Source organism: Hoeflea sp. BAL378 (assembly GCF_000759435.1).
Taxonomy (GTDB): domain Bacteria; phylum Pseudomonadota; class Alphaproteobacteria; order Rhizobiales; family Rhizobiaceae; genus Hoeflea.
In genome coordinates, this window is sequence record NZ_JRJG01000038.1 from 192,622 (window position 1) to 216,805 (window position 24,184).

18 protein-coding genes are annotated in these 24,184 nt (G+C 64.4%); 9 read left to right on the forward strand and 9 right to left on the reverse strand.

The window, feature by feature from the left end:
- Positions 1-30: 30 nt before the first annotated feature.
- From LL06_RS10845 to LL06_RS10865, 5 genes are all read left to right on the forward strand, one after another.
- Entirely contained in the window at positions 31-1,158 is a 1,128-nt protein-coding gene (locus LL06_RS10845; protein WP_035525989.1) for a zinc-dependent alcohol dehydrogenase family protein, read from the forward strand.
- A gap of 399 nt (positions 1,159-1,557) precedes the next feature.
- Positions 1,558-2,934, forward strand: a complete 1,377-nt coding sequence (locus LL06_RS10850; RefSeq protein WP_035525992.1) for a TolC family outer membrane protein — start codon at positions 1,558-1,560, stop codon at positions 2,932-2,934.
- 42 nt (positions 2,935-2,976) lie between these two features.
- Positions 2,977-5,094 carry a type I secretion system permease/ATPase gene (locus LL06_RS10855; RefSeq protein ID WP_052161420.1) on the forward strand — a complete coding sequence of 706 codons (2,118 nt, stop codon included), beginning with the start codon at positions 2,977-2,979 and terminating at the stop codon, positions 5,092-5,094.
- On the forward strand, positions 5,094-6,386 hold the full coding sequence (locus LL06_RS10860) for an HlyD family type I secretion periplasmic adaptor subunit (RefSeq protein ID WP_035525998.1): 1,293 nt from the start codon (positions 5,094-5,096) through the stop codon (positions 6,384-6,386). The genes LL06_RS10855 and LL06_RS10860 overlap by 1 nt, the downstream gene beginning before the upstream one ends.
- Before the next feature lie 88 nt (positions 6,387-6,474).
- Positions 6,475-7,071 (forward strand): ribbon-helix-helix domain-containing protein, encoded by a 597-nt coding sequence (locus LL06_RS10865; RefSeq protein ID WP_035526001.1) that lies wholly within the window; start codon positions 6,475-6,477, stop codon positions 7,069-7,071.
- A 53-nt stretch (positions 7,072-7,124) separates the two neighbouring features.
- Here LL06_RS10865 and LL06_RS26370 read toward each other — a convergent pair whose 3' ends face one another.
- A complete protein-coding gene (locus tag LL06_RS26370) occupies positions 7,125-7,961 on the reverse strand; it encodes a transglutaminase-like cysteine peptidase (protein ID WP_161784965.1) in 837 nt (278 codons plus the stop codon).
- 602 nt (positions 7,962-8,563) lie between these two features.
- Here LL06_RS26370 and LL06_RS10875 point away from each other — a divergent pair.
- Positions 8,564-9,772 (forward strand): hypothetical protein, encoded by a 1,209-nt coding sequence (locus tag LL06_RS10875; protein WP_152599561.1) that lies wholly within the window; start codon positions 8,564-8,566, stop codon positions 9,770-9,772.
- A 113-nt stretch (positions 9,773-9,885) separates the two neighbouring features.
- Here LL06_RS10875 and LL06_RS10880 read toward each other — a convergent pair whose 3' ends face one another.
- The 8 genes from LL06_RS10880 to LL06_RS10915 all read right to left on the reverse strand — a co-directional run bounded on the left by LL06_RS10880 (position 9,886) and on the right by LL06_RS10915 (position 19,365).
- The gene (locus LL06_RS10880) at positions 9,886-11,685 is read right to left on the reverse strand and encodes an IlvD/Edd family dehydratase (protein WP_035526007.1); all 1,800 of its coding nucleotides are present in this window, start codon (positions 11,683-11,685) and stop codon (positions 9,886-9,888) included.
- Positions 11,686-11,784: 99 nt separating this feature from the next.
- Positions 11,785-12,699, reverse strand: a complete 915-nt coding sequence (locus LL06_RS10885; RefSeq protein ID WP_035526010.1) for an SMP-30/gluconolactonase/LRE family protein — start codon at positions 12,697-12,699, stop codon at positions 11,785-11,787.
- Positions 12,696-13,655 carry an ABC transporter permease gene (locus LL06_RS10890; RefSeq protein WP_035526012.1) on the reverse strand — a complete coding sequence of 320 codons (960 nt, stop codon included), beginning with the start codon at positions 13,653-13,655 and terminating at the stop codon, positions 12,696-12,698. The genes LL06_RS10885 and LL06_RS10890 overlap by 4 nt, the downstream gene beginning before the upstream one ends.
- Positions 13,656-13,666: 11 nt before the next feature.
- Positions 13,667-14,716 (reverse strand): ABC transporter permease, encoded by a 1,050-nt coding sequence (locus LL06_RS10895; RefSeq protein WP_035526016.1) that lies wholly within the window; start codon positions 14,714-14,716, stop codon positions 13,667-13,669.
- Complete coding sequence (locus LL06_RS10900; RefSeq protein ID WP_052161422.1) at positions 14,709-16,253, reverse strand: sugar ABC transporter ATP-binding protein; 1,545 nt, start codon at positions 16,251-16,253, stop codon at positions 14,709-14,711. Before LL06_RS10900 ends, LL06_RS10895 begins: the two co-directional genes overlap by 8 nt.
- 214 nt (positions 16,254-16,467) lie before the next feature.
- Complete coding sequence (locus tag LL06_RS10905) at positions 16,468-17,604, reverse strand: sugar ABC transporter substrate-binding protein (RefSeq protein ID WP_052161423.1); 1,137 nt, start codon at positions 17,602-17,604, stop codon at positions 16,468-16,470.
- 107 nt (positions 17,605-17,711) lie between these two features.
- Positions 17,712-18,365 (reverse strand): GntR family transcriptional regulator, encoded by a 654-nt coding sequence (locus LL06_RS10910; protein ID WP_161784966.1) that lies wholly within the window; start codon positions 18,363-18,365, stop codon positions 17,712-17,714.
- A gap of 298 nt (positions 18,366-18,663) precedes the next feature.
- On the reverse strand, positions 18,664-19,365 hold the full coding sequence (locus LL06_RS10915) for a response regulator (RefSeq protein ID WP_035526023.1): 702 nt from the start codon (positions 19,363-19,365) through the stop codon (positions 18,664-18,666).
- Between the two features lie 115 nt (positions 19,366-19,480).
- Here LL06_RS10915 and LL06_RS10920 point away from each other — a divergent pair, with 115 nt between their 5' ends.
- The 3 genes from LL06_RS10920 (at position 19,481) to torA (ending at position 23,983) form a co-directional block, all read left to right on the forward strand.
- Positions 19,481-20,659 (forward strand): NapC/NirT family cytochrome c, encoded by a 1,179-nt coding sequence (locus LL06_RS10920; RefSeq protein ID WP_035526026.1) that lies wholly within the window; start codon positions 19,481-19,483, stop codon positions 20,657-20,659.
- Complete coding sequence (locus LL06_RS26375) at positions 20,652-21,368, forward strand: molecular chaperone TorD family protein (protein ID WP_081963895.1); 717 nt, start codon at positions 20,652-20,654, stop codon at positions 21,366-21,368. Before LL06_RS10920 ends, LL06_RS26375 begins: the two co-directional genes overlap by 8 nt.
- Before the next feature lie 155 nt (positions 21,369-21,523).
- Positions 21,524-23,983: a trimethylamine-N-oxide reductase TorA gene (torA, locus tag LL06_RS10930; protein WP_035526030.1), complete on the forward strand. Its 2,460-nt coding sequence runs from the start codon at positions 21,524-21,526 to the stop codon at positions 23,981-23,983.
- Positions 23,984-24,184 lie beyond the last annotated feature (201 nt).

Sequence of the window (24,184 nt, forward strand, 5' to 3'; positions counted from 1 at the left end):
AGCGCGCGTTGAATTGAGACAGGAGCGATCATGAAAATCAGGGCGGCAGTGCTCGAGGAAATCGGACGGGAGGGCCCCTATGCGCTGTCCCGGCCGCTTAAGGTCCAGGAGATCGATCTCGAGGGTCCGGGGCCCGGCGAGGTGCTGATCAGGATGGCGGCGGCAGGGCTTTGCCATTCCGACTTGTCGGTGATCAACGGCGATCGTCCCCGGCCGGTGCCGATGGCGCTTGGCCACGAGGCTTCGGCCATTGTCCAGGAGATCGGTCCGCATGTGCAGGATCTCGCCGTCGGCGATCACGTGATCTGCGTGTTCGTGCCGAGCTGCGGCCATTGCGCGCCCTGCGCCGAGGGGCGTCCCGCGCTGTGCGAGCCCGGCGCCCGACACAATGGCGCCGGCGATCTGGTGAGCGGCGCGATCCGGCTCAGCCGTCACGGACAGCCCGTGCATCACCACCTGGGCGTCTCCTCCTTTGCCGACTACGCAACAGTGTCGCGCAACTCGCTGGTCAGGATCGACCGCGAGGTGCCGTTGCATATTGCCGCGCTGATGGGGTGCGCGGTGCTGACCGGCGCCGGCGCGGTCTTCAATGGCGGCGACGTCAGGCCGGGCGGCACCGCGGCGGTGATCGGCCTGGGCGGGGTGGGGCTCGCTGCGGTGCTCGGCGCGGTTGCCGCGGGGGCCGAGATGGTGGTGGCGGTGGACCGGTTCGAGCAGAAGCTCGATCTCGCCCGCGAGCTCGGCGCCACCCATGTCTTCCGCGCCGACGATCCCGATGTCGTGGCCAAGGTCCGGGAGGCGACCAAAGGCGGCGTCGAAACGGCGCTCGAGTTTGCCGGGTCGGTCAAGGCGCTGGAATTCAGCTACGCGATCACGCGGCGCGGCGGGACGACGGTAACGGCGGGCCTGCCCAATCCCAAGGCGATGCTGACGCTGCCGGCCGTCTCGCTGGTCGCCGAAGAACGGACGCTGAAGGGCAGCTACCTCGGCTCCGGCGTGCCTTCGCGCGACATCCCGCGCTTCCTGGCGCTCTACAAGCGCGGCAAGCTGCCGGTCGACAGGCTGCTCACCCACCGCATGGCGCTTGGCGACATCAACGAGGGGTTCGACCGGCTGGCGAGCGGCGAAGCCATCAGGCAGATTGTCGAGTTCGCCTAGGCCGAGCGGTTCCGGGCCGTTGCGCGGCCTGGACACCCGAGTGCCTGCAGAGGAGAATCATGGCCTTGGTGAAAGCGTCCAGTCTAGCCGCGCCTGCGGCGCGCTCGGCCCTCAAGACCGGCAATGGGTCGAGGCGTTATACTTGTTTTAGAGAGTCGAAATAAGCGCAGGAGTTGTGCGTTGCTGTTGGGCATATTGCGCCCCTTGTATTTTGTGGTATTCCGGCAACACTGATACTTTATGGTAAAAATTTATATGGAAAATGGCCGGTAATGACTCGTAACGGGACAGGCTTATATGTACCCAACCGGTGGGGCTGTTTTCGAGTAAATTTACATGATTAATAGATCGCATTTGTATTCATGTATATTTTTCACGGTGTTGGGGGCATTTCAAGTAATGCCCGCCGCTGCGCTCACGCTCAAAGAAGCGGTGGACGAGGCCTTGAAATCTAACCCTGAGATACTGTCCTCGGCCGAGAACCGGGAGGCCGTGGAATTCGAGCTCAGGCAGGCGCGCGGGCTTTATCTTCCGACGCTTGATCTCGAAGCCTCGGCGGGCGGACGCAAGCTCGACAGTCCGGGACGGCGACGGCTCGGCACCGAAGACGACAGTCTCGATTCGTCCGACGTCGGCGTGACCTTCAGGCAGACGCTGTTTGACGGCGGCGCGCGCCGCGCGGAAGTCGAGCGCCAGGCGGCGCGGGTCGACGGCGCCTCGTTCCGGGTGGCCGAGCGCTCCGAAGCCGTGGCGCTGGCGGTGAGCCAAGAATATTTCGAGATCCTTCTGCAAGCCGAGATCGTGTCGATCGCGCGCAACAATGCGGGTGTGCTGTCGCAGATCGTCAACGATATCTCCTCCGGCGTGTCGGGCGGAACGCTGACATCGGCCGACCAGACCCAGGGCAGGGAGCGGCTTTTGTCCGCCCAGGCCCGGCTCAAGGAGGCCGAAGAGGATCTGGCGCAGGCGCAGATCCGGTTCCTGCGCCTGGTCGGCGTCAAGCTCGGGTCGATGAAGGCTCCGCCCTCGATCGCCGGCGCCTTGCCGCGCACAGTCGCCGAGGCCATCGAGATCGCCCGTCGCCAGAGCCCGCGCATCGCCGCGGCGGGCGCGGATGTCGATGCCGCCGACGCGCTCGCGCGCGGCGCCAAGTCGGCCTACCTGCCGGTCATCTCGTTCGAGGCCAATGCCCGGGTCGGGCACGACATCGACGGCTCGGAAGGCCGGACATCCGACCTGGAAGCGAAAGTGGTCGCCCGCTGGAACCTCTACAAGGGCGGCCGCGACCAGGCGGTCGAGCAGGAGCGCATCCGTCGCGCCAGCCAGAGCCGCATGGACAACGTGCTCGTGCACCGCGAAGTGCAGGAAGCGATCCAGTCGGCCTGGGACAAGCGCGCCAAGCGCGCGCAGCAGGCTTCGATCCTGCGCGAGCAGGTTGCCGCCTCCGGGTCGCTGGTGTCGTCCTATCGCGATCAGTTCCGTCTCGGCGAGCGATCGCTGCTCGACGTGCTGAGCGCGCAGAACACCCGGTTCAATACCGAGGTCCTGGCCAAGACCGCCCAGTATGCGGCGGTTTACGCCGACTATCAGGCGCTTGCGGCAATGGGATCGCTGGTCAGCGCCTTCAAGCTCGAGAGCGCGGCTCAGGCCGAGCCTTACGCACGCGAGGAATTCCAGACCGTCTCTCACACGGTGGAGCCGGTCTACAACCGGCTGCCGTCGCGACAGGAAAGCGGCGCTCCGCTCGATCTGCTTGCCCCCGTCAGGAAGAAGTGAAGCTTTCTGACGGGTCAGCTCACTCACAGCGGACGGGCGGCGATGAATTTCAACGAAGCGTTCCGGGAAATCAGCGTTCATTTCGAACGCAGCGGATCTCCCACCGTGCTGTTCTCCGGAATTCCGGATGACCAGTTCGACGATCCCGACATCGAGACCGTGCGTGAGATCTCCAACCGCATCGGCCTCGACGTCACCGAGATGCCGCTGTCGGAGCTCATGGGCGGCAATGCCAACTTCCCGGTGCTGGCCAGAACGCGCGACGGCACGTTTTATCCGATCTTTGCGAGAAACGCCGACGGAACCTTCCAGTGCCGGCAGGAAGCGGGCGATCCGGCGCCCGCAAGCCTGGACCTTCGCGGCCGGATCGACGAGATCGACGCCACGGTGCTGGATTTCAGGAAGCACTATTTCAACAACAAGGAAGAGATCGGCGCGCTGCATGCGGGCAGGATAGAACAGCAGCACTGGCTTTTTTCCGCCGTCCGCCCCTATTGGCGGTCGTTCGTCCGGGTGGGGCTTGCGGCCCTGTTCATCAACATTCTGGCGCTGGCCTCGCCGCTGTTCACCATGAATGTCTATGACCGCGTGCTGCCCAACCAGGCGATCGCCACCCTGTGGGTGCTCGCCATCGGCATCGGCGTCGCCTTCACCTTCGACTTCCTGCTCAAAATCGTCCGGGCAGAGCTGATCGACTACACCGGCCGCAAGATCGATTTGAAGATCGCCTATATCCTGTTCCAGAAGGTCATGAACACCTCGCTGTCGGCGCGGTCGATGTCGACCGGGGAATATGTCAGCCGGGTGTCGCAATACGAATTCGTGCGCGATTTCTTCACCTCCAACACTATCGCCACGATGATCGACACCTGCTTCGTGTTTATCTTCATCGCCGTCATCTTCGCCATTGGCGGAATGCTGGCGCTGGTGCCGTCCGTGGCGCTGGTCGCGGTGATCATCATCGGCCTGGTCGCCCAGTTGCTGATCAGCCGCAAGGTGGCGGCTGCGGCCAATGAAGCCGCCCTGCGGCAGTCGATGCTGGTCGAAACCATCTATACGACCGAGACCGTCAAGGGCCTGCGCGCGGAAGGCGTCCTGCTCAAGCGCTGGCGGGACCTGACCATCAACAGCTCCGCCACCAACGAGCAGATCAAGAGCATCTCCTCCTTCGCCGTCAACGCCACGCAGTTCGTCCAGCAACTGGTCACGGTCGGCATCATCCTGGGCGGGGCCTATCTGTTCCAGGAAGGCAGCGTGACGATGGGCGCCATCATCGCCTCGGTGATCCTGGCCGGCCGCGCCGTCAGCCCCTTCGGTCAGTTGGCCATGACGCTGGCGCGCTTCCGGCAGGCGATGATGTCGCTCAGGATCCTCGACAGGATCATGGAGCAGCCGGAGGACACGCCGGTGACGACCGGCTTCGTCAACCGGGTCATCAGCCGAGGCGACATCGCCCTTGAAAATGTCCATTTCCGCTACCCCCAGGCCGACCAGGACGCGCTTGACGGGCTGTCCTTTTCCATCAGGGCGGGCGAGAAGGTCGGCATTATCGGCCGCATCGGCTCGGGCAAGACCACCGTCGGCAGGCTGATGTCGCGGCTCTACCAGCCGCGCGAGGGCAGGGTGCTGATCGACGGCATCGACATGCAGCAGTTCCACCCCTCCGAAGTCCGCTCCGCCGTCGCGGTGGCGGGACAGACGAGCGACCTGTTTTCCGGGTCGCTCAAGGACAATCTGCTGATGGGAAATCCCAAGGCTTCCGACGAAGACCTGATCGAGGTCTCGCGCAAGGTCGGCATCGAATCCTTCATCGTCCGCCATCCCCGCGGGTTCGACATGCCGGTCGGCGAGAACGGCGGCAACCTTTCTGCCGGCCAGAAACAGTCGGTCGCCATGGCCCGGCTGCTGCTGGCCAGGCCCAGGATCATCTTCCTCGACGAGCCGTCGGGCGCCATGGATCTCGCCAGCGAGCGGCAGCTCATCGGCTGCCTGCGCCAGGCGATCGCGCCCGATGTGACGCTGGTGCTTTCCACCCACCGCTACAGCATGCTCGACCTGATCGACCGGCTGATCGTGATCGAGAACGGAAAGCTGATCGCCGACGGCCCCAAGGAGCGCGTCATCGAAGCGCTGCAGCGCAAACCGGTCGGGGTCCAGTGATGCGATCGATGGAGCATGACACGCCTCCGGCCTTCTCGCGCTATATCGTCTGGATCTGCCTGTCCTGCGTGATGGCTTTCCTGGTTTGGGCGGCCTGGGCGAAGGTCGACGAGATCGCGCGCGGCGACGGCAAGGTCATTCCGCTGTCCAAGACGCAGATCGTGCAATCCAGCGAAGCCGGCGTTGTTCAGGACATCGCCGTGACGATCGGCCAGGTCGTCAAGAAGGGCGAGCTGCTGATCCGGCTGGACAGTTCCGGCAACCTGACGTCGCTGGAGGAATCCAGTGCCCGTTATGACGCGCTGCAGGCGCGCGTCGCGCGGCTGGAGCTGGAAATCGGCGGGCTGTTCGACACGGACTTCGTCTGTCCCGAGCGCACCCGGAAGGTCTCGCAGGGCATCTGCGCCAATGAGGCCAGCCTGCTGGCAGCGCGACGGGAAAACTACAGCAACAAGCTGCAGGTGCTGGAGGCGCGACGGCAGCAACGGCTCGATGAGATCGGCGAGGCCAGGTCCAGCATCGAGCAGACCGGGTTGGTGATCGAGGCCATGCTCCGCGAACGCGAGAAGATCGCGCCTCTGGTCGAGCGCAAGCTGCATCCGGAAATCGACCTGTTGCGGCTCGACCGCGAGATCGCCCAGCAGAGCGGACAGCGGGAAAGCGTGAGCCAAAGCCTCAAGCGGCTCGAAAGCGCGCTGAACGAGGCCGATCTCCAGATCCGCGAGCTCGATTCCCAGTTCAAGCAGGAGGCGCGCCGCGAACTGGGCGATACGCTGGCGGAAGTCAATGTCCTGCAGGCGACGCTCGCCGGAGCGGAAGACCGGGTTCGGCGGACCGACATCGTCTCTCCCGTCGACGGCATCGTCAACACCATGGAGGTCAACACGATCGGCGCCTTCCTTCAGCCCGGTTCGGTTGTCGCCGGCGTGGTGCCGATCACCGACAGGCTTCTGGTGGAAGCGCGGATTTCGCCGCGCGACGTGGCCTTCGTCCAGCCCGGCCAGAAGGCGCTGGTCAAGCTGACGGCCTATGACTTCTCGATCTATGGCGGCCTTGACGGCCAGGTCTCGAATGTCTCGGCCGACAGCATCGTCAATCCCGAAACCGGCGAAACCTACTACCAGGTGCTGGTGCAGACCGGCGATTCCGAACTCGGCAAGGGCAAGACCACCCACGCCATCCGGCCCGGCATGATCGCCTCGGTGGAAATCCTGACCGGCGAAAAGACAGTCCTTGATTATCTCATGAAACCAATCAGCAAGGCCCGTTACGAAGCATTGACCGAACGTTAGAGCATCCTGGCCGCGCCGCGGCCGGCGCGGTCAGGAGGCTCTTCCGGATTTTACCGTCGCACTTATTGCACAGGGAAAGTACTGCAGCATGTCGGAGTCCGATCACTTCAAGCCGCATTTCCGGGCGATCAGGTCCGGCGGCAAGCGTCGAGGCTTCAGCCTCGAGCGGGTGTTCTGGACGGCGCTCGAGGAACTGACCAAGGCGGACGGCGTGTCGGTGGCCGACTATATCGAGCGGCTGGATGCCGACAGGACCGGCGCCAGCGGCCTGAGCTCGCAATTGCGCGCCTCGATCATGCAAAGGATCCTGGAGCGCTATGAGGGCCTGCAGGACCGGACCGGACTGCACACATCAAGGGCGATCGTCTCGGCCTGTCCGGTGCCGGCCTTCATCATTTCGGTCGACAAGAAGATCCTGTTCCAGAACAGCGCTTTTCTGATGTATCTGCAGACCAGGTTCATCGGGCTCGACACCGCCGCCGCCCTTGCCGACGTGCGGCTCAGCCTGGAGACGCCGCTGGTGGACGTCATCGAGCAGATGAAGACCGAGAGCGGGCGCAGCCAGCAGGTCGGCTTCACCATCGGCTATGGCGAGCGCAGATTGCGCGGCCGGCTCAGCATGGCGCCGGTTCCCGGCATGGTCAAACCGCCCGCCGCCATCGCCTTCGTTTCCGGTTCTGTGTAAGCGAGACGGCAAGGTCCGTCAGGGCGCCTGTGCGGTAGCCGCGGGCGCCGGCCTCAGAATCCGGCGCCAGGCGCCACGGAGATGGCTTCGCCGATCGAGGCGACCAGCTTGGGTTGATCGGCCTTGTAGCCAAAAACGTAATTGGCCGCGCCGGCGATCGAAAACAGCGGTGCGTAGTCCCGCTTGGCGAGGTCGGCCTCGACCGCGTTGGTCATGTTGTCGAGGATCAGGTGCTCACCGTTGAGCGAGACCGACAGCACCGCATGAAACAGCCGCCGGCCGGTGTCCTTGACCACCACGATCTCCATCGAGCTCAGCGGCACGCCGAGGCGCGCCAGCAGCGCCATCTTCAGGATCGCGTAGTCCTCGCAGTCGCCCGCCCCGCGCGCCAGCGTTTCGTCGGGCGTCGACCAGTAATCGAGCCGGCCATGGATCCGGGCGTCGGTGTCATAGCGGACCGCCCGATTGACGCTCATGGAGACGTGTTCGAATTGACGCCGGGCGCTGGCGCCGTGAAGCGTCAGCCGTGCGGCAAGCGAGGCGCAACGGCCGACGCACAGGGTGCCCGGTTCGCTCGCCGCGGCGCCGCGGATCAGCGTGGCGATCCTGCCGCCGCTCTTGATCTTGCCGAAGCGGATCCGGTGCGCGCCAAACAGCGGCTGGTCCTGCCGGAGGGCATAGGCGGCGGGGGCGATCGAGGCGGTCGTCAGGGCCTGGTCCCCGTGAGCGCCGAGTTCGGCGGGCGCCGTCCGCCCGGGATATCCAAGAATGGCGCCGAACCCGACATTGCGCGCCCCCGGTCCGGGGCCGGTCGTCGGCAATGCGGCCGACACCTGCCTCAGCGCCAGTTCCACCGGCGCAGGTGCGGGCGCAACGGGTGTTCCTGTCAAGACGGATAGTCCTCCGTCGAGGCGGAGCACCGGCCGTTCGAGAGCGGCGGCATGGACGGTTGTGGCGGAGATCAATGAGACTAAAACGGCAAGAGTTTCGTATTTGAAACGTCGCGCAATTTGTTTAAACATCTTCTTTCCTTCCACAGGCGATAGTGGAAGGCTACACAACAGAGAATAAAATCACGCAAATAAACAGTATTACCAATTAATACATAAATTCCGTAAAATTTTATGTAAATATACATGAGGTGAAGATCCTGTGTCTGCCGCCGAAGTGCCGGACGTCGTCGGATCGCGGTCAACAGCATTGCCGAGGCCGTCGTCCCCGCACACCGCGCCGGTGCTGCCGCGAAGCCGCGATCGATCCGCGCCGACGCGCTGAAAGCCATGGAAATGACGCGGTCGTTCGCGGACGACAGGCGCCCCCGGACCGGGTCCCGCGGGCACGACACGGCGGGCGGGCGAGAATGATGCCCAGGGTGAAGGGAGGAGTCGACGAAGGCCGGGATTGTGTCTTACATTTCAAAGTACTACAGCTTTATACCATGTTCAGCGGGGCGCCTTAAGGCAGAGAAGCGGGTTGTTCGGGGGGATAGGACGTGTCGGAGTGTTTGAGAGCGGTCGACAATCGCGTCGAGCGCATGGCGGGAGCCTCAAAGGTCTCCCCGACCGGCGCGTTTGCCGCGCTGGTGCTGATGGCGTGTCTAGGCCTTGCCGGATGCCAGGCCTCTAGCCTGGATGACGGGCTGGGCACTGCTGCGGGGTCCACTGTTCTGCCGGTCAGCGCTTCGACCCATGGCAGTGGGCCGGTCGCCGTGTCCATGTTGTTGCCGTCGGATGCGGCGCTGAGGACGAAGGCGGCCGACATCGCCGACGGCGCCAGGCTGGCGCTCGACGAACTCGGTGCGGGCCAGCTCAGGATCGAGGTCCAGCCCCTGGGTCCGGGCGCCGGGGAGGTTGCCGCCAGGGTCCAGGCCGCGGCCGCTGCCGGCAGCAAACTGATCATCGGCCCGGCGACGAATGCCCAGGTCGCCAGCCTCGGCTCCGCCGGCCAGCCGCGCCCGCCGGTCCTGGCGCTGGTCGCCAACAGGTCGGCCGGCGGCTCCAGCATCTGGCCGCTCTACGGCGATGCCATCGACAGCGCGCTCGAGGGCGTCGGCGCCGCGGTTGCCGCCAGGCAGAAGAACATCGTCGTCGTCCATGAAGCCGGGTTTCCGGCCGAAGGCCTTCTCAGGCTCCGGGAAGGCATCCGGCTGAAGGGCGGCTCCACGGTCGGCTTCGTGCCCTATCCGGCGGACGGCAAGAACCTGCGCGCGGCCTTCGCCAGCGGCGCGGACGTGTTCAACAAGGCCGACACCATCGTCCTGCTTGGCGGCGGCGAGGCCATCGGGCAGGTGATCGACATTCTCGCGGCGGGCGAATTCGGCAAATCCATCTCCACGGCCATCGCCACCTCGCTGATCCCCGAAGAGATCTACAGGCGGCCCTCGGCGCAAGGCCTGATCGTGGCGACGCCCTCGACCTCGAGCCTGGGCGTGATCTCCGAGCGTTTCAAGGCCAGATATGGCCGTGAGCCCAGCTACGATGCGGCGATCGGCTATGATTCCGTGGCGATTGCGGCGGGGCTGGTGCGTTCCGGGGGGCCGGATGCGATCACGGTCGCCAACCTGACTTCGTCCCGGGGCTTCCGCGGCGCAACCGGCCTGTTCCGGTTCCGGCCGGACGGCCGGATCGAGCGGCGCATGGTGGTGCATCGCATCGAGAACGGCGCGCTCACCGTTCTCCAGGAAGAGGGCGAGGGATTCTAGGCCAGTCAGGTCGCCCTGAGACCAGGCTCCGGCGCGGTTGAAGACGCCGCCCGGCAAGCGGCGTCAAATGCTTGCGGTTTCGGTTTTCGGCCGGCGCCCGCCGGCGGCTCGGCTCAGTGGTTGTCGCGGGGAACGGATTTCTGGGCGACGCGCTGGAACGAGTCCGCGCCGCGCAGCACCATGCCCTCAGAGAAGGGTTCGGCCAGATCGCGGAAGATCTTCTGCCACGGGGTCTGGCTTTCCGGGATCGGGTAGCCGCCCGCCTCGGCGAACTCCTGTCGGCGTTTTTCCCATTCTGCCTCGGGCACCAGGGCATCCACGTGGCCCTTGCCCAGGTCGATGCGGATCCTGTCGCCGTTCCTGAGCAGGGCGAGCCCGCCGCCGGCCGCAGCCTCGGGCGAGGCGTTGAGGATCGAGGGTGACGCCGAGGTTCCCGACTGGCGACCGTCGCCGATGCAGGGCAGGGCGGAAATGCCTTGTTTCAGGAGGTAGTCCGGCGGACGCATGTTGACCACTTCCGCACCGCCGGGATAGCACAGCGGCCCCGCGCCGCGCATGACGAGGATCGAGTTCTCGTCGATAGCAAGGCTCGGATCGTCGATCATCCGGTTGTAGTGCTCGGGTCCGTCAAAGACGATGGCAAAGCCCTCGAAGGCGTCCCTGTCGTCCGGGTTGGAGAGGTAGCGCGCGCGGAACTCCTCGGAAATGACCGAGGTCTTCATGATGGCGCTGTCGAACAGCGATCCCTTGAGATTGAGGAAGCCGGCGTCCTGCAACAGCGCATCGGCGATCGGACGGATCACGTCGGCATCCTCGCTTTCGCGGTGGGCGCAATTGTCGCCGATGCTGCGGCCATTGACCGTCAGGGCACCCGGGTGCGGCAGCAGATCTGCCCGGATCAATTCCCCCAGCACCGCGGGAACGCCGCCGGCGCGGTGGAAATCCTCGCCGAGATAGGTCCCTGCGGGTTGGAGGTTGGTCAGGAGCGGAACATGGTGGCCGAGCGCCTGCCAGTCGTCATTGTCCAGGGCCACGCCGACATGTCTGGCGATCGCCACGACATGGATCGGCGCATTGGTCGAGCCGCCGAGCGCGGAATTGGCGACGATGACGTTCTCGAAGGCCTGGCGGGTCATGATGTCGGACGGCTTGAGGTCTTCGCGGACCATGTCGACGATGCGCTTGCCGGTGGCGTAGGCCATCTGGCCGCGCTCGCGATAGGGCGCGGGGATCGAGGCCGAGCCGGGCAACTGCATTCCCAGCGCCTCGGCCAGCGAGTTCATCGTCGACGCGGTGCCCATGGTGTTGCAATAGCCAACCGAGGGGGCCGACGACGTGACCAGCTCCGCGAACTGCTCGTCGTCGATCTTGCCTTCGGCGTGGAGCTCGCGCGCTTTCCAGATGATCGTGCCCGAGCCGGTGCGTTCGCCGCGGAACCAGCCGTTGAGCATGGGGCCCACCGAAAAGGCGATCGCCGGGATGTTGACGGTGGCCGCGGCCATCAGCAGCGCCGGCGTGGTCTTGTCACAGCCGATGGTGAGCACCACCCCGTCGAGCGGATAGCCGAACAGCGATTCCACCAGCCCGAGATAGGCGAGATTTCGATCGAGCATCGCCGTGGGGCGCTTCCCGGTTTCCTGGATCGGGTGGACCGGGACCTCGAACGGGACGCCGCCATTGGCGATGATGCCATCGCGGATGCGCTTGGCAAGCTCGATATGGTGACGGTTGCAGGGCGACAGGTCCGATCCGGTCTGGGCGATGGCGATGATCGGTTTTCCCGATTGCAGCTCGTCGCGCGTCAGCCCGTAATTGACGTAGCGTTCGATGTAGAGCGCCGTCATCTCGCTGTTTTCTGGGTTGTCGAACCAAAGCTGAGAACGCAGTGCGGCTGGCTTCTTCGTGTCTGACATCTAGGTCTCCAAAGCCGGTTGGTGTGCGGCTGAAAGTGTGAGCTGGCCCTGCGACGGGGCGATCCGGGAGCGAGTGACGGCGGTCATGAGCATCCTGTCCTAGCAGCCCCTCGTCCGGACATAAATCGAATACACCGATGTTGTCGCGCAGATGGCGAGGCGATTCCGGTTGGGGCCGAAGAAGCACAGGTTGGCCACCACTTCATCGATCCTTATCTTGCCCAGAAGCTCGCCATCGGGCGAATAACAATGCACCCCGTCGCCGGCCGAGGACCAGAGATTTCCTGAGACATCGACGCGGAATCCGTCAAACAGTCCGCAGTCCGACATCGCGAAATCCTCGCCGGGACCCAATGTGGAGCCGTTTGCGTCGACGGGGTATTTGCGGATCTTGGGCGCGCAGTCGGGCTGGTGGGTTTGCCCGGTGTCGGCCACATAGAGCACCGTCTCATCCGGCGAGAAGGCGAGGCCGTTGGGCTGGACGAGATCGCTGACGACGACCGAGATCCGGCCATCGGGCGCGCACCGATACACCTGGGACGCGCCGATCTCGGATGGAGCCGCATGGCCCTCGTAGTCGCTGTCGATGCCGTAGGTCGGATCGGTGAACCAGATCGAGCCGTCGGATTTCACCACCACGTCGTTGGGCGAATTGAGTCGCTTGCCGTCGAAGCGGTCGGCGACAATCGTGCGGCTGCCATCATGCTCGATCCTGCTGACAGCCCGGCCGCCATGCTCGCAGCTTATCAGCCTGCCTTGCCGGTCCGTGGTGTGGCCGTTGTGATGACGGCAGGGCTGCTCGTACACCGACACCGAGCCGTCGGTCTCGTCCCAGCGCATCAGCCGGTCATTGGGAATATCCGACCAGAGGAGGTATTTGCCCGCCGCCATGTAGACCGGCCCCTCGCACCAGCGCCCGCCGGTCCAGAGCCTCTCCAGCCCGGCGTTGCCGTGGATGAGGCCGGAAAAGCGGGAGTCCTTGATGTCATAGAGGGGTGTGGGCGATGTTGTCATGACTGCACCTTGTTGCCGCGTCCATAGACCAGAAGCATACAGATAATCACCGAACCATAAATCACCTGGCGGCCCGCCTCCGGCATCTGCATGATCGACAGCACGGAATTCAACAGGACGATCAGGATGACGCCGACAAGCGTGCCGGCATAGCGCCCCTGTCCGCCGAGAATGCGAGTGCCGCCGATGACCACGGCGGCGATCGCCGGCAGGAGAAAGGCGTTGCCCATGCCCTGGAAGGCGCGGGCCGAATAGCCCGCCAGCATCACGCCGGCCATGGCCGCGCAGACGCCCGAGACGACGAAGGATGCCAGGATCACCCGGCGGGTGCGCACGCCCGACAGATAGGCGGCCATCTCGCGGTTGCCGGTCAGATAGATCTGCCGTCCGAAGGCGGTGCGCTTGAGCATGATGGCTATGACGAGGGAGACCGCCAGCCAGACGAAGATGGCGGAGGGGATGCCCATGAGCTTGCTCGATGCCAGCGCGCGCATCAACGGCGTGGCGGAATCCTGGGGCGCGAAGCCGCCGGTGTGGGCGACCATCAGGCCGCGCAGCACCGAATCGACGCCGAGCGTGAAGATCATCGACGGCACGCGCAGATAGGCGACGCCGAAGCCGTTGACCAGGCCGACGCCGACGCCGATGGCGATGCCGACCGGGATGGCCAGATCGCCACCGACGGTGGTGGCCATCATCGCCGCCGCCGTCATCGTCCAGGCGACGCTGAGATCGATGTGGCCGAGAAGGATGACCACCATCATGCCGGCGGCGACGATGCCGAGGAAGGATCCGGTCTGCAGTTGCTGCAAAAGGTAGCCCGGCGACAGCAGCGGCGCCGTCCCTTGGGTCGACAGCGTGTAGACGGTGCCGACAGACAGGATGACGAGAATGAAACCCGACGCGATGAAGATCGGCTTGTCTTCGGATTTCAGGCTCGGGATCGCAATCTTCATGTCCTTGCCTCCTAGCGGAACAGGGCGAGCTGGTTCTTGACCCTGAGGGTCCGGAACGCGCCGAGGCTGACCGCAGCCAGAAGAACCAGTCCCTCGACCAGCGGCTGGAGCAGCGGGTCGATGGAGACGATGCGGAAGTAGAACGAGATGACGCGTAGGACCAGCGCGCCGACGAGCGAGGCAATGGCGCCGCCGACGCCGCCGAGCAGCGAGGTGCCGCCGACCACCACGGCGGCTATCGAGTTGAGTGTGTAGGCACCGGCCTGGGTGATATCGGCATTGCCCGACGAGGTCTGGATGGCGAGATAGAGGCCCGCGCATCCGGCGAAGAAGCCCGCCAGGGTGAAGGCCGCGATCTTGGCCCGATCGAGATTGAGGCCCGACATGTAGGCCGCGCCCTCGGCCGAGCCGATGGCATAGACCGTGCGGCCGGTGATTGTGTGCTTGAAAGGCAGCCAGACCCCGAAGGCGATGACGATGACGATCAGCAGCGGCACGGGAACCCAGGCAAAGGACGAGAACCAGGCTGCATCCGCGTCGAACCAGCCATAGGTGTCGACAAGCTCGTAAAGATCGTTGGTGAGCGCCCAACTGATGTCGTCATCGACAGTGCCGCCCGGCGCGGGGCGGATGAACAGTGCGAGCCCGACCGCGATCGCGCCGGTGGCGAGCGTGGCGATGATCGGCTGCAGCCGGCCGTAGACGACGATCAGCCCGTTCGCCACGCCGAAGGCGGTGCCGGTGGCGAGCGTGACGACCATGCCGAGGAGGATCTGTTGAGGCGAGCCGCTGACCACCACGGACGCCACGCAATTGGTGAGCGTCATGATCGCGCCCACCGACAGGTCGAGCCCGCCCAGCAGCACCGGCACGGTCTGGGCCATCGCCAGGAAGACGATCGCCACCGATTCATTGGTGTTCTGGATGAGAAGCGCGGCGGAAAAGCCGCGCGGATGCAGGAGGTTGTAAATCAGGTACAGCACCAGCAACAGGATGATGGCGCCCAAGAAGCCGGAATTCTGCCGGATCGTGGCGGCGAGCGGCGAGCGGGCGTTACGCATGGGACGGTCCCGGCACGGCGTGAGGCACGGCGCCGCCGACATTGAGCGAGGCGGCGACGATTGCCTCTTCCGTGATGGCGTCGCCGCTGAGGCTGGCGACGATGCCGCCGTCATACATCACCATGACGCGGTCGCAGCAGCCGATCAGCTCGGCATAGTCGCTGGAGTAGAGGAGAATGGTCTTTCCCTGATCGGCGAGGTCGCGCATCAGCCTGTAGATCTCCTGCTTGGTGCCCACGTCGATGCCCCGGGTCGGATCGTTGAGCAGGATCACGTCGGGATCGGTCATCAGCCATTTGGCGATCACCACCTTCTGCTGGTTGCCGCCGGAAAGGGTCGCGACCGGGTCGTCGGCGCTGCCGGTCTTGATCCGGAGTTTCGCGATCCCGTCCTCGACCGCCTGTCTCGCCTTGTCCGCATTGATGAAAATCCCGTCGGACACGCGGGCGTAGGACGCCGCCAGCAGATTGTCGGCGATGGACATGGCGAGCATCAGGCCTTCGGTCTTGCGGTCCTCCGGCACGAGGGCGATGCGCAGGGAGGCCTGCTTGGCCTCGGCCGGGGATCCGGGTGTACAGGGCCTGCCGGCGATGGTGACCCGCCCCTGCATGCCGCGCAGCACGCCGAACAGGCCGAGCAGCAGCTCCTTCTGGCCCTGGCCGTCAAGGCCGCCGAGGCCGACGATCTCGCCCTTGCCGATGCTGAGGCTCACATCCTTGATCTGGCGCTCCCAGGCGAGATTTTCGATCCGCAGATGCTCCGGACGTGGTTTCGGCGCGGGTTTCGGCGGGTATTGGGCGTCGACTTCGCGGCCGATCATCAGCCGCACGATCTCGCGGTCGGTGCGCGCGCCCTTGGCAAAAGTCTCGATGTGCTGGCCGTTGCGGAACACCGACAGCGTGTCGCAGAGCTGCTCGATCTCGTGCATGCGGTGCGAGATGAACAGGCTGGAGACGTTCTGCGCCTTCAGGTCGGCCAGCAGTTCATAGACGGTGCCGACATCGCGGCTGGTGAGCGCCGAGGTGGCCTCGTCGAGAATGAGAACCTTCGGATCCTTGCCCAGCGCCTTGGCGATCTCGACCATCTGCCGGCGCGACAGCGAGAGTTCGCGCACCAGCGCGTTGGGGTCGACATCCTCGCATTTGATGCGGGCCAGCAGCTCCTCCGCGCAGCGCCGTTGCGCGCGCTTGTCGATCAGGCCGAACCTGCGCGGCGGCGACGCCAGCGAGATATTGTCGGAGACCGACAGATCCGGCACCAGCGACAGTTCCTGGAAGATGCAGACAATGCCGGAGGCGACCGCGTGCGTCGGATTGGCGAAGCTGACCCTGGTCCCGTTCACGCTCAGCTCGCCCGAATCCGGCTGCAGGACGCCGGAGATGATCTTGATCAGTGTCGACTTGCCGGCGCCGTTCTCGCCCAGGATGCCGTGGATCGCGCCGCTGAAACAGGCGAAATCGACGTTCTCCAGAGCGCGGGTGCCGGAGAAGTGCTTGGAGACGCCAGACAACTGGACGATCGGGCGGTCTGCGGTCATTGCCTCGGTTTTCCTTGTTGGCTGCGCTGTCCGGTCCCTGCCCATCCCGTGGGCCGGCAAACGATGCCCCTGAGCGTGGCTTGCGGCGCGCCACTGTCTCGGGTGGGATGCGCGGGCAGACCTTCGGGCGGCGGCGGAGTGTCCGGTCGACGGGCAGGTTCAGGCTGGAACGGGACGCCGGACGTCGTGCGGCGCCCCGTCACTCTTCAACTGACTAGTTCAAGTCGGCTTCGGTCTGCGCCATGATCGACGGACCCGAGATGTTGACGCCGCAGGGCGGGAACTCGTTCACGGTGAAGAAGTTGTCGGGCAGGTCGCTCCAGTAGTTCTTGCCGTCCTCGAGATCCTTGTAGGTCGCGACCGGCAGCGGCACCGAGATAAGCTGCGGCATGACATTGCCCTCGAGCGCCGAGACCGCGGCCTTCATGGCAATGGCGACCAGACCGGGAGACTGGCCGATCGAGATGCCCTTCAGCCCTTCGCCGGAATATTTGGCGATGGCCTTGCGGTAACCGTTCTCGGACTCGCCGGCGACGGGAACCCAGGGATGACCGGCATCCGAGAGCGCCTGGATGACGCCGTTGGAGCCGCCTTGGCCGACGACAGCCTCGAACTGGCCATGCACCGCAATGGCGTCCGCGACGACCTTCTGGGTCGTGCCGTCGTCCCAGTTGCCCACCACCGAGACGATTTCCCAGGCGCCGCCGTCGGCCTTGAACGTCTCGTTGATGCCGATGGAGCGATCGCGGTCGACCGAATTGCCCGGCAGGCCCCGCACTTCGAGGATCTTGCCCGCGGTGACGCCCTTGGCCTTGAGCTCGTCGAGCGCGAACTGCGCCCACATCCGGCCCATCATGAGCTGGTCCTCGTTGACCTGCATGACGGCGTCGGTGTCGAGCACGTTGTCGAACGGCACCAGCACCACATTGTTCTTGTCGGCCAGCCGGATGACCCGGTCGAAGCCATCCGGCGCAACGGCGATGGTGACGATGGCGTCGTAGCCCTGGTTGATGAAATCCTCGATGGCGCCGAGCTGGGCCGGGGCGTCCGTCCCGGTCGAGACCACCTTGAATTCGGCGATCTTGTCCTTGATCGACGGGTCTTCGGCGAAGGCCTTGGCGGTCTTGATCATCTGGATCCGCCAGCCGTTGCCGACGAAGCCGTTGACCACGGCAATCTTGTAGGGGCCCGGCTTGGCGGGCCATTGCATGTATTTGGTCTCCGCGCTCCAGGGCGCGAAGCATTCGGGATCGGCGCCGGGGCCGGAGACGACCTCGGGTCCGGCGAGGGACAGGCTTGTCGAAAGCATCAGGCCCACGAATGCGGCAGAAATGACTGTTGGCAACTTCATGTTAAGTCCTCCTCCTTTGGTGCTTCATCGCACCCTCCCTGATGCCACCATGAGTGGCGATCATCTCCCCAGCCGCCGCGCGTCGCAGCGGCTTCCTGCTGACTGCGCTAGTCCACGAAATGGCGGAAACCGGCGTCCAGATGGGACTTCATCTTGTACTGGTAGGCGGTCCGGTCGCGCCTTTCGAGCGTATCGACGATCTCGGCATGCTCCGCATAGGTAACCGTCGAGAAGGTATGCAGTGTCTTGGCCTTGAGCATGATCTTCATGATCACCGGCTTCATGATCTTGTAGACGTCCAGGATCGCCTTGTTGCCCATCACGGCCACCAGGCGCGTGTGGAAGCGAAAATCGACCTCGGAGGCATCGACTGCGGTCTTCGCGTTCAGGAGCTCCCTGTTCACCTGATGCAGGTCGGCGATGTCCCTGGCCGTGACCTTGTCGAACAGTGTCTCGAAGGAGGCCACCTCGAGCAGGCTGCGGAACCCCTGGATGTCGACAAAGGTCTCGCGCGACACCTCGAGCGTGTTGAAGGAAAACAGGTCGAAGGCGCGCGCCATGCGCTCGTCGATGATGACGGCGCCGATCTTGGGACGAACCTTGACCACGCCGTAGGTCTTGAGCATCCGCATGGCCTCGCGCACCGTGTTGCGCCCGGCGCCAAAGCGCTCGCACAGTTCCTTTTCCGTGGGCAGGCTGTCGCCCACCTTCAGGCCGCCTTCCGAAATCAGGGCGCGGATATGGTCGACCAGTTCATCCACCGCCGATGTCCGCGACGCCGGAGGTTCAGCCACCGTTGCCGGGAGTTCGGCTGCGGCCTTCTCGCCGGGCGCTGGGGAGGAAGTGTCGGAAGAAAAGGACAAGGCCACTCACCCTTATTGTTGGACAAATAAAGGATAACTGCGGAAATATTTCGCTGTCAAGAGACCCAATCACGTGTGTCAGCGCCACGACAGGGGTATTCATCCTACAAATAGATTTGATCGGAGGGATGCGAGCGGCGGGCCGCTGGCCGCAGGGCGGTCGGCTCGCCTATGGCTGGATGTGGCGGGAGCGGCGTCAACCCATGAACACGTAGCCGACCCCATGCACGGTCACGATCAGTCTCGGGGCCTTGGGATCCGCCTCGATCTTGGTGCGCAGGCGTCCGATCAGCACGTCGATGCTGCGGTCGAACGGCTGCCACTCCCGACCGGCGAGACAATCGAGAAGCTGGTCGCGTTGCAGCACCCGGCCCGACCGCAAGGCCATGTAGCTCAGCAGTTCGAACTCGCCGCGGGTCAGATGCACGGCCGTTCCATCCGCCGCCGTGAGGCTGCGCGCGGCGCGGTCCAGCGACCAGCCGGCGAATTCCTGAACCTCGGCTTCGTCCTTGGCCGGGGAATACGGGGTGGAGGCGCGGCGCAGGATGTTCTTGGTGCGGACCAGCAACTCCCTGAGGTTGATCGGCTTGTCGAGATAGTCGTCCGCGCCGATTTCCAGCGCGACGATATGGTCCACGTCCTCGGTGCGGGCGCTGACGACAATGACCGGCACGTCCGAATGCGCGCGCAGCTCGCGCAGAAGGGTCAGCCCGTCCTTGCCGGGGAGCCTGAGATCCAGCACGACCATGTCAATCACATGGCGCTTGAGATCCTGCTCCATTTCCTCGCTGTCGCGCGCGCGCAGGACTCGGTAGCCCTCCACTTCGTAGTAGCTGGACACGGCTTCCAGGCTGGTCGGATCGTCCTCCACGACCAGGATTTGTTTCGGCAATTTCATGCTGCAGCGACCCCGTTTACGACACGTTTACATACTTTTACCAACAGTTCAAAGCCGAAAGGCAACGCATTTACAGCCGCCGTCTAAGACACCGCCAAACACGGAGGCTGATGCAATGATTAGGCGACTTTGGACCAAATTCTGGGGACCCGCAGGGGCGGTGTCGCTCGGCCTGCTCGTGATCGCCAGCTTCGCGGGCGGCATCATCTTCTGGGGCGGGTTCAATACCGCCATGGAACATGCCAACACCCAGGAGTTCTGCATCTCTTGCCACGAGATGAACGACACGCCTTTTCAGGAGTACAAGGCGTCGGTCCACTTCATGAATGCGTCCGGTGTGGGCGCGAGCTGCCCCGATTGCCATGTGCCCAAGCCGTGGATTCCCAAGATCATCGCCAAGGTGCGGGCGAGCAAGGACCTCTACCACCATCTCCTCGGGACTCTCGACACCCCTGAAAAATACGAGGCGCATCGCGCAGAAATGGCCAAGCGGGTCTGGGCCGAGATGGAAGCGACCGATTCGCTGGTCTGCCGGAACTGCCACAACGAAACCCACATGGATTTCGCCAAGCAGAAGCCCGAGGCCGCGAAGCTGATGAAGGCCGGGTTCGAGCGCGGCGACACCTGCATCGATTGCCACAAGGGCATTGCCCACAAGCTGCCCGACCTGTCCCAGGGCTATCGCAAGCTCTTCGAAGAGATGGAAGCGATCGCCGCGGCCAGCCCTCCGAAGGGAGACACCGTCTTTCCGATCGCCACGCTTCCGCTGTACCACGCTGCGGCAGACGCCAAGGCCGAGAAGGACGGCATCGGCCAGGTTCTTGCCGGAACGCCGCTCAAGGTGATCGATCATGACGGCGAAATGCTCAAGGTGCGGGTCACCGGCTGGCAGCAGGACCAGGTCGACCAGGTGGTCTACGCGCTCAGGGGACAGCGCATCTTCGAGGCCACGATCGAGAAGGCGGCGGTCGACGTGATCCAGAATGTCTCCACCGAGACCGATCCCGAGACCGCCCTGGTCTGGCACGCGATCACGCTTGAAGGCTGGGTGGCCCCCGGCAAGCTGATCGGCAACAGCGACCTGCTCTGGGGCTACACCGCGGAGATGTACGGCGCCGCCTGCGGCACCTGCCACTCGAAGCCCGATCCCGGTCATTATCTGTCCAACCAATGGATCGGTACCCTCAAGTCGATGAAGCGGTTCATCACGCTCGACAAGGACGAGTACCGGATCCTGCAGAAATATCTTCAACTTAACGCAAAGGATACGGCCGAAGGGGCGCATCATGGCTAATCAGACGGAAACACTTGGCAAGGCGGTGGGATATCGTTGGCTGGCTCAGTTCTTCCTGCACCGGCCAGGCCTTGCGGACCTGCGGCGATACCGGGACGAAGACGGACGACACTTCCTTGCAGCCTGCAAGGCGGTCCCGGCGCTGGCTCCTCTCGCCGAACTGATCGAGGCGGCGGTCGCCACGGAGGAGGGCTTGGCCCACCTGCAGGCGGCGCTCGCACGGGCGACCGGTGAGGCCTTCGACAGGGCCGGCCCACGGACCGCGCCGCCCTATGCCTCGGTCTATCTCAGCGAGCGCGGACTGCTGTTCCAGCAGCCCACCCGCGACATGAACCGGATCCTTGGCCTGTTGAAGATGAACCTTCCGGAGGGGCTGAATGAGCCGGCCGATCATCTGGGCATCCAGTTGAACGTGGCCGCGGAGCTTTGCGACCGGGAGGCTGCCGGCGAACCCTTCTCGGTCTCCAGCGTGTTGTTTCTTGAAACGCAGGTGCTGAGCTGGCTGCCGGCCTTCGTGGAGCGGTGCTCGCGGCTTCCCGAGCCAGGGCTGGTCTGCATGCTGGCCCATTCCGCCCTGAACCTGGTCCAGGCGCATGTCGAAGCGGGACATGTGAAACCGGCGGATCCGGTGAAGGTCGAAGCGCTGGCGCGGGTGGCGCTGCAGCTTGTGTGCATGAATTACAAGGCGGCGGAGGCCTATTGCAAATAGCCAAGCGGGCCATTGTTACCGCCTGTTTACACAGGATTACGCGCCGTTCAACAGTTTCCCACACCCCATTCACATCACTTTGAAACACTGAACCAACCTTCGGAGGGCTCGCCAAATCCCTTCGTCTTCAGGTCAACCAGGAAATGGAGTCTCACATGTCAGTTCTTTATTCCAACGCCCTTACACGGCGCAGCCTGCTGAAGGGCGCAACGGCCCTCGGCGCCTTCGGTGCGTTCGCACCGTCATTCCTGCGCGCGGGACCGGTTCGCGCGGCCGAAGCGGGTGAAGTGCTAACCGGATCGCACTGGGGCGCTTTCCACGCCACTGTCGAGGACGGCGTCTGGAGCAAGATCCGCCCCTGGGAGCAGGATCCGCACCCGACCCCGATGCTCGAAGGCGTCATGGACAGCGTCTATTCACCGACGCGCATCAAGTATCCGATGGTGAGAAAGGCCTATCTGGAGGGCGGTCCCGGCGCCAAGCCCGAAGACCGCGGCAGCGAGGAGTTCGTCCGGGTGAGCTGGGACCAGGCGCTTGAGCTGGTGACCAAGGAGTTGAAGCGGGTCAGCGAAACCTACGGACCGACCGGCATCTTCGCAGGGTCCTACGGCTGGAAGAGCTCGGGCAAGCTGCACAACTGCCAGAACCTGCTGCGCCGGACCCTGAACCTGGGCCTGGAAGGCAAGTTCGTGAACAGCTCGGGCGACTATTCCACCGCCGCAAGCCAGATCATCATGCCGCATGTGCTGGGAACGCTCGAGGTCTACGAGCAACCCACCGTCCTGCCTGTTGTGCTTGAGAGCACGGAAGTGCTGGTGTTCTGGGGCGCCGATCCGATGAAGACCAACCAGATCGGTTGGACGGTCGCCGATCATGACACCTATCCCTACATGGAACAGATCAAGGCGAGCGGCAAGAAGGTGATCGTGATCGACCCGATCCGCACCGAGACCGTCAAGTATTTCGACGCGGAATGGATCCCGGTCCGTCCGCACACCGATGTTGCCATGATGCTGGGCATTGCCCATGCGCTGTACAGCGAAGGCCTGCACGATCAGGACTTCCTGGACGAATACACGTCCGGGTTCGACCTGTTCCTGCCGTATCTGACCGGCGAAAGCGACGGCGTGGCCAAGACCCCCGAATGGGCCGCCGAAATCTGCGACGTCCCTGCCGAGAAGCTCAAGGAACTCGCCCGCCTATTTGCCGCCAACCGCACCATGCTCGGCTCGGGATGGTCGATCCAGCGTCAGCATCACGGCGAGCAGTCGCACTGGATGCTGGTGACGCTGGCCTCAATGCTGGGGCAGATCGGTCTTCCCGGCGGCGGCTTCGGCCTGAGCTATCACTATGCCAATGGCGGTTCGCCTTCCGCCAACTCCATCGTGCTTCCGGGGGTTTCGGATGGCGGCGCCGCGGTCGACGGCGCGGCATGGCTCACGCAGGCAGGCGCCGCCTCTATCCCGGTCAGCCGGATCGTCGAAATGCTGGAGAATCCCGGCAAGGACTTCGACTTCAACGGCGCCAAGAACGCCTATCCTGACGTCAAGCTGGTCTATTGGGTCGGCGGCAATCCGTTCGCCCACCATCAGGACCGCAACCGGATGATCAAGGCATGGCAGAAGCTCGAGACGGTCATCGTGCAGGATTTCCAGTGGACGGCGACCACGCGGTTCGCCGACATCGTCCTGCCGGCCACGACGGCTTATGAAAGGAACGACATCGAGCATATCGGCGACTATTCGCTCAAGGCCATCCTGGCGATGAAGAAGGTCATCGACCCGGTCTTCGAATCGCGGACCGACTATGACATCTTCGCCGACATCGCCACGCGGCTGGGCGCCGGCGACGCCTTCACCGAAGGCAAGGACGAGATGACCTGGATCCAGGGCTTCTACGACGATGCCGCCAAGCAGGCTCCCGGCAAGGGAATCGAAGTGCCGGCATTCGCCGACTTCTGGGAGACCGGGGTCGCGGTCTTCGAGATTCCCGACAGCGCCAAGCAGTTCGTCCGCTATGCCGAATTCCGCGAGGATCCGCTGCTCGAGCCCCTCGGCACGCCAACCGGCAAGATCGAGATCTTCTCGCGCAACATCGAGAAGATGGGTTACGACGATTGCGGACCGCATCCGATGTGGTTCGAGCCGGTGGAGCGCGTCGGCGGCGCCGGCAGCTTCCCGCTGCATGTCGACACGGCGCATCCCAATGACCGCCTGCACTCGCAGCTTTGCGGCACCAAGATCCGCGACAAATATGCGGTGGCGGGACGCGAACCCTGCGTGATCAACACCGAGGATGCGGCTGCGCGCGGCATTGCCGATGGCGATGTGGTGCGGGTGTTCAACGACCGCGGCCAGGTGCTGGTGGGCGCCGTGGTTTCGGACGACATCCGCCCCGGCGTGCTGCGCATTTCCGAAGGCGGCTGGTACGACCCGGTGGTCGGGGGCGAGGTCGGTGCGCTCGACGCCTATGGCGATGCCAACTGCCTGACGGTCGGCATCGGGACTTCCAAGCTCGCGCAAGGCAATTGCGGCCATACCGGCCTTGCCGAGGTCGAGAAGTTCACCGGCGAGCTTCCGAAGGTGAATGTCTTCGACGCTCCCGCGGAAGCCTGATTGAAACCGGCCCCGGCGCGTGTCATGCGCGCCGGGGCTGCCTGACACGCCGTGCCCGACGTGGCGGTTTTTCTTGCACAGGAGCTGCGACACCCAGGGCTTTCGACCCATTCTCGGAGCAAGCGGTGATGCAGATGCCGGCGACGGCCACGGCGCAAGGTATCCGGTCGATTCCGCTCTCGGAATGCGATATCTGGAAGT

Excerpts from the sequence above, each read along its gene's own strand:
- LL06_RS10915 (WP_035526023.1), bottom strand. The coding sequence starts at position 19,365 with ATGAAATTGCCGAAACAAATCCTGGTCGTGGAGGACGATCCGACCAGC.
- LL06_RS10880 (WP_035526007.1), bottom strand. The coding sequence starts at position 11,685 with ATGTCAGACACGAAGAAGCCAGCCGCACTGCGTTCTCAGCTTTGGTTC.
- LL06_RS10895 (WP_035526016.1), bottom strand. The coding sequence starts at position 14,716 with ATGCGTAACGCCCGCTCGCCGCTCGCCGCCACGATCCGGCAGAATTCC.
- LL06_RS10850 (WP_035525992.1), top strand. The coding sequence starts at position 1,558 with ATGCCCGCCGCTGCGCTCACGCTCAAAGAAGCGGTGGACGAGGCCTTG.
- LL06_RS10890 (WP_035526012.1), bottom strand. The coding sequence starts at position 13,655 with ATGAAGATTGCGATCCCGAGCCTGAAATCCGAAGACAAGCCGATCTTC.
- LL06_RS26375 (WP_081963895.1), top strand. The coding sequence starts at position 20,652 with ATGGCTAATCAGACGGAAACACTTGGCAAGGCGGTGGGATATCGTTGG.
- torA (WP_035526030.1), top strand. The coding sequence starts at position 21,524 with ATGTCAGTTCTTTATTCCAACGCCCTTACACGGCGCAGCCTGCTGAAG.
- LL06_RS10905 (WP_052161423.1), bottom strand. The coding sequence starts at position 17,604 with ATGAAGTTGCCAACAGTCATTTCTGCCGCATTCGTGGGCCTGATGCTT.
- LL06_RS10845 (WP_035525989.1), top strand. The coding sequence starts at position 31 with ATGAAAATCAGGGCGGCAGTGCTCGAGGAAATCGGACGGGAGGGCCCC.
- LL06_RS10920 (WP_035526026.1), top strand. The coding sequence starts at position 19,481 with ATGATTAGGCGACTTTGGACCAAATTCTGGGGACCCGCAGGGGCGGTG.
- LL06_RS10860 (WP_035525998.1), top strand. The coding sequence starts at position 5,094 with ATGCGATCGATGGAGCATGACACGCCTCCGGCCTTCTCGCGCTATATC.
- LL06_RS10865 (WP_035526001.1), top strand. The coding sequence starts at position 6,475 with ATGTCGGAGTCCGATCACTTCAAGCCGCATTTCCGGGCGATCAGGTCC.
- LL06_RS10900 (WP_052161422.1), bottom strand. The coding sequence starts at position 16,253 with ATGACCGCAGACCGCCCGATCGTCCAGTTGTCTGGCGTCTCCAAGCAC.
- LL06_RS10855 (WP_052161420.1), top strand. The coding sequence starts at position 2,977 with ATGAATTTCAACGAAGCGTTCCGGGAAATCAGCGTTCATTTCGAACGC.
- LL06_RS10885 (WP_035526010.1), bottom strand. The coding sequence starts at position 12,699 with ATGACAACATCGCCCACACCCCTCTATGACATCAAGGACTCCCGCTTT.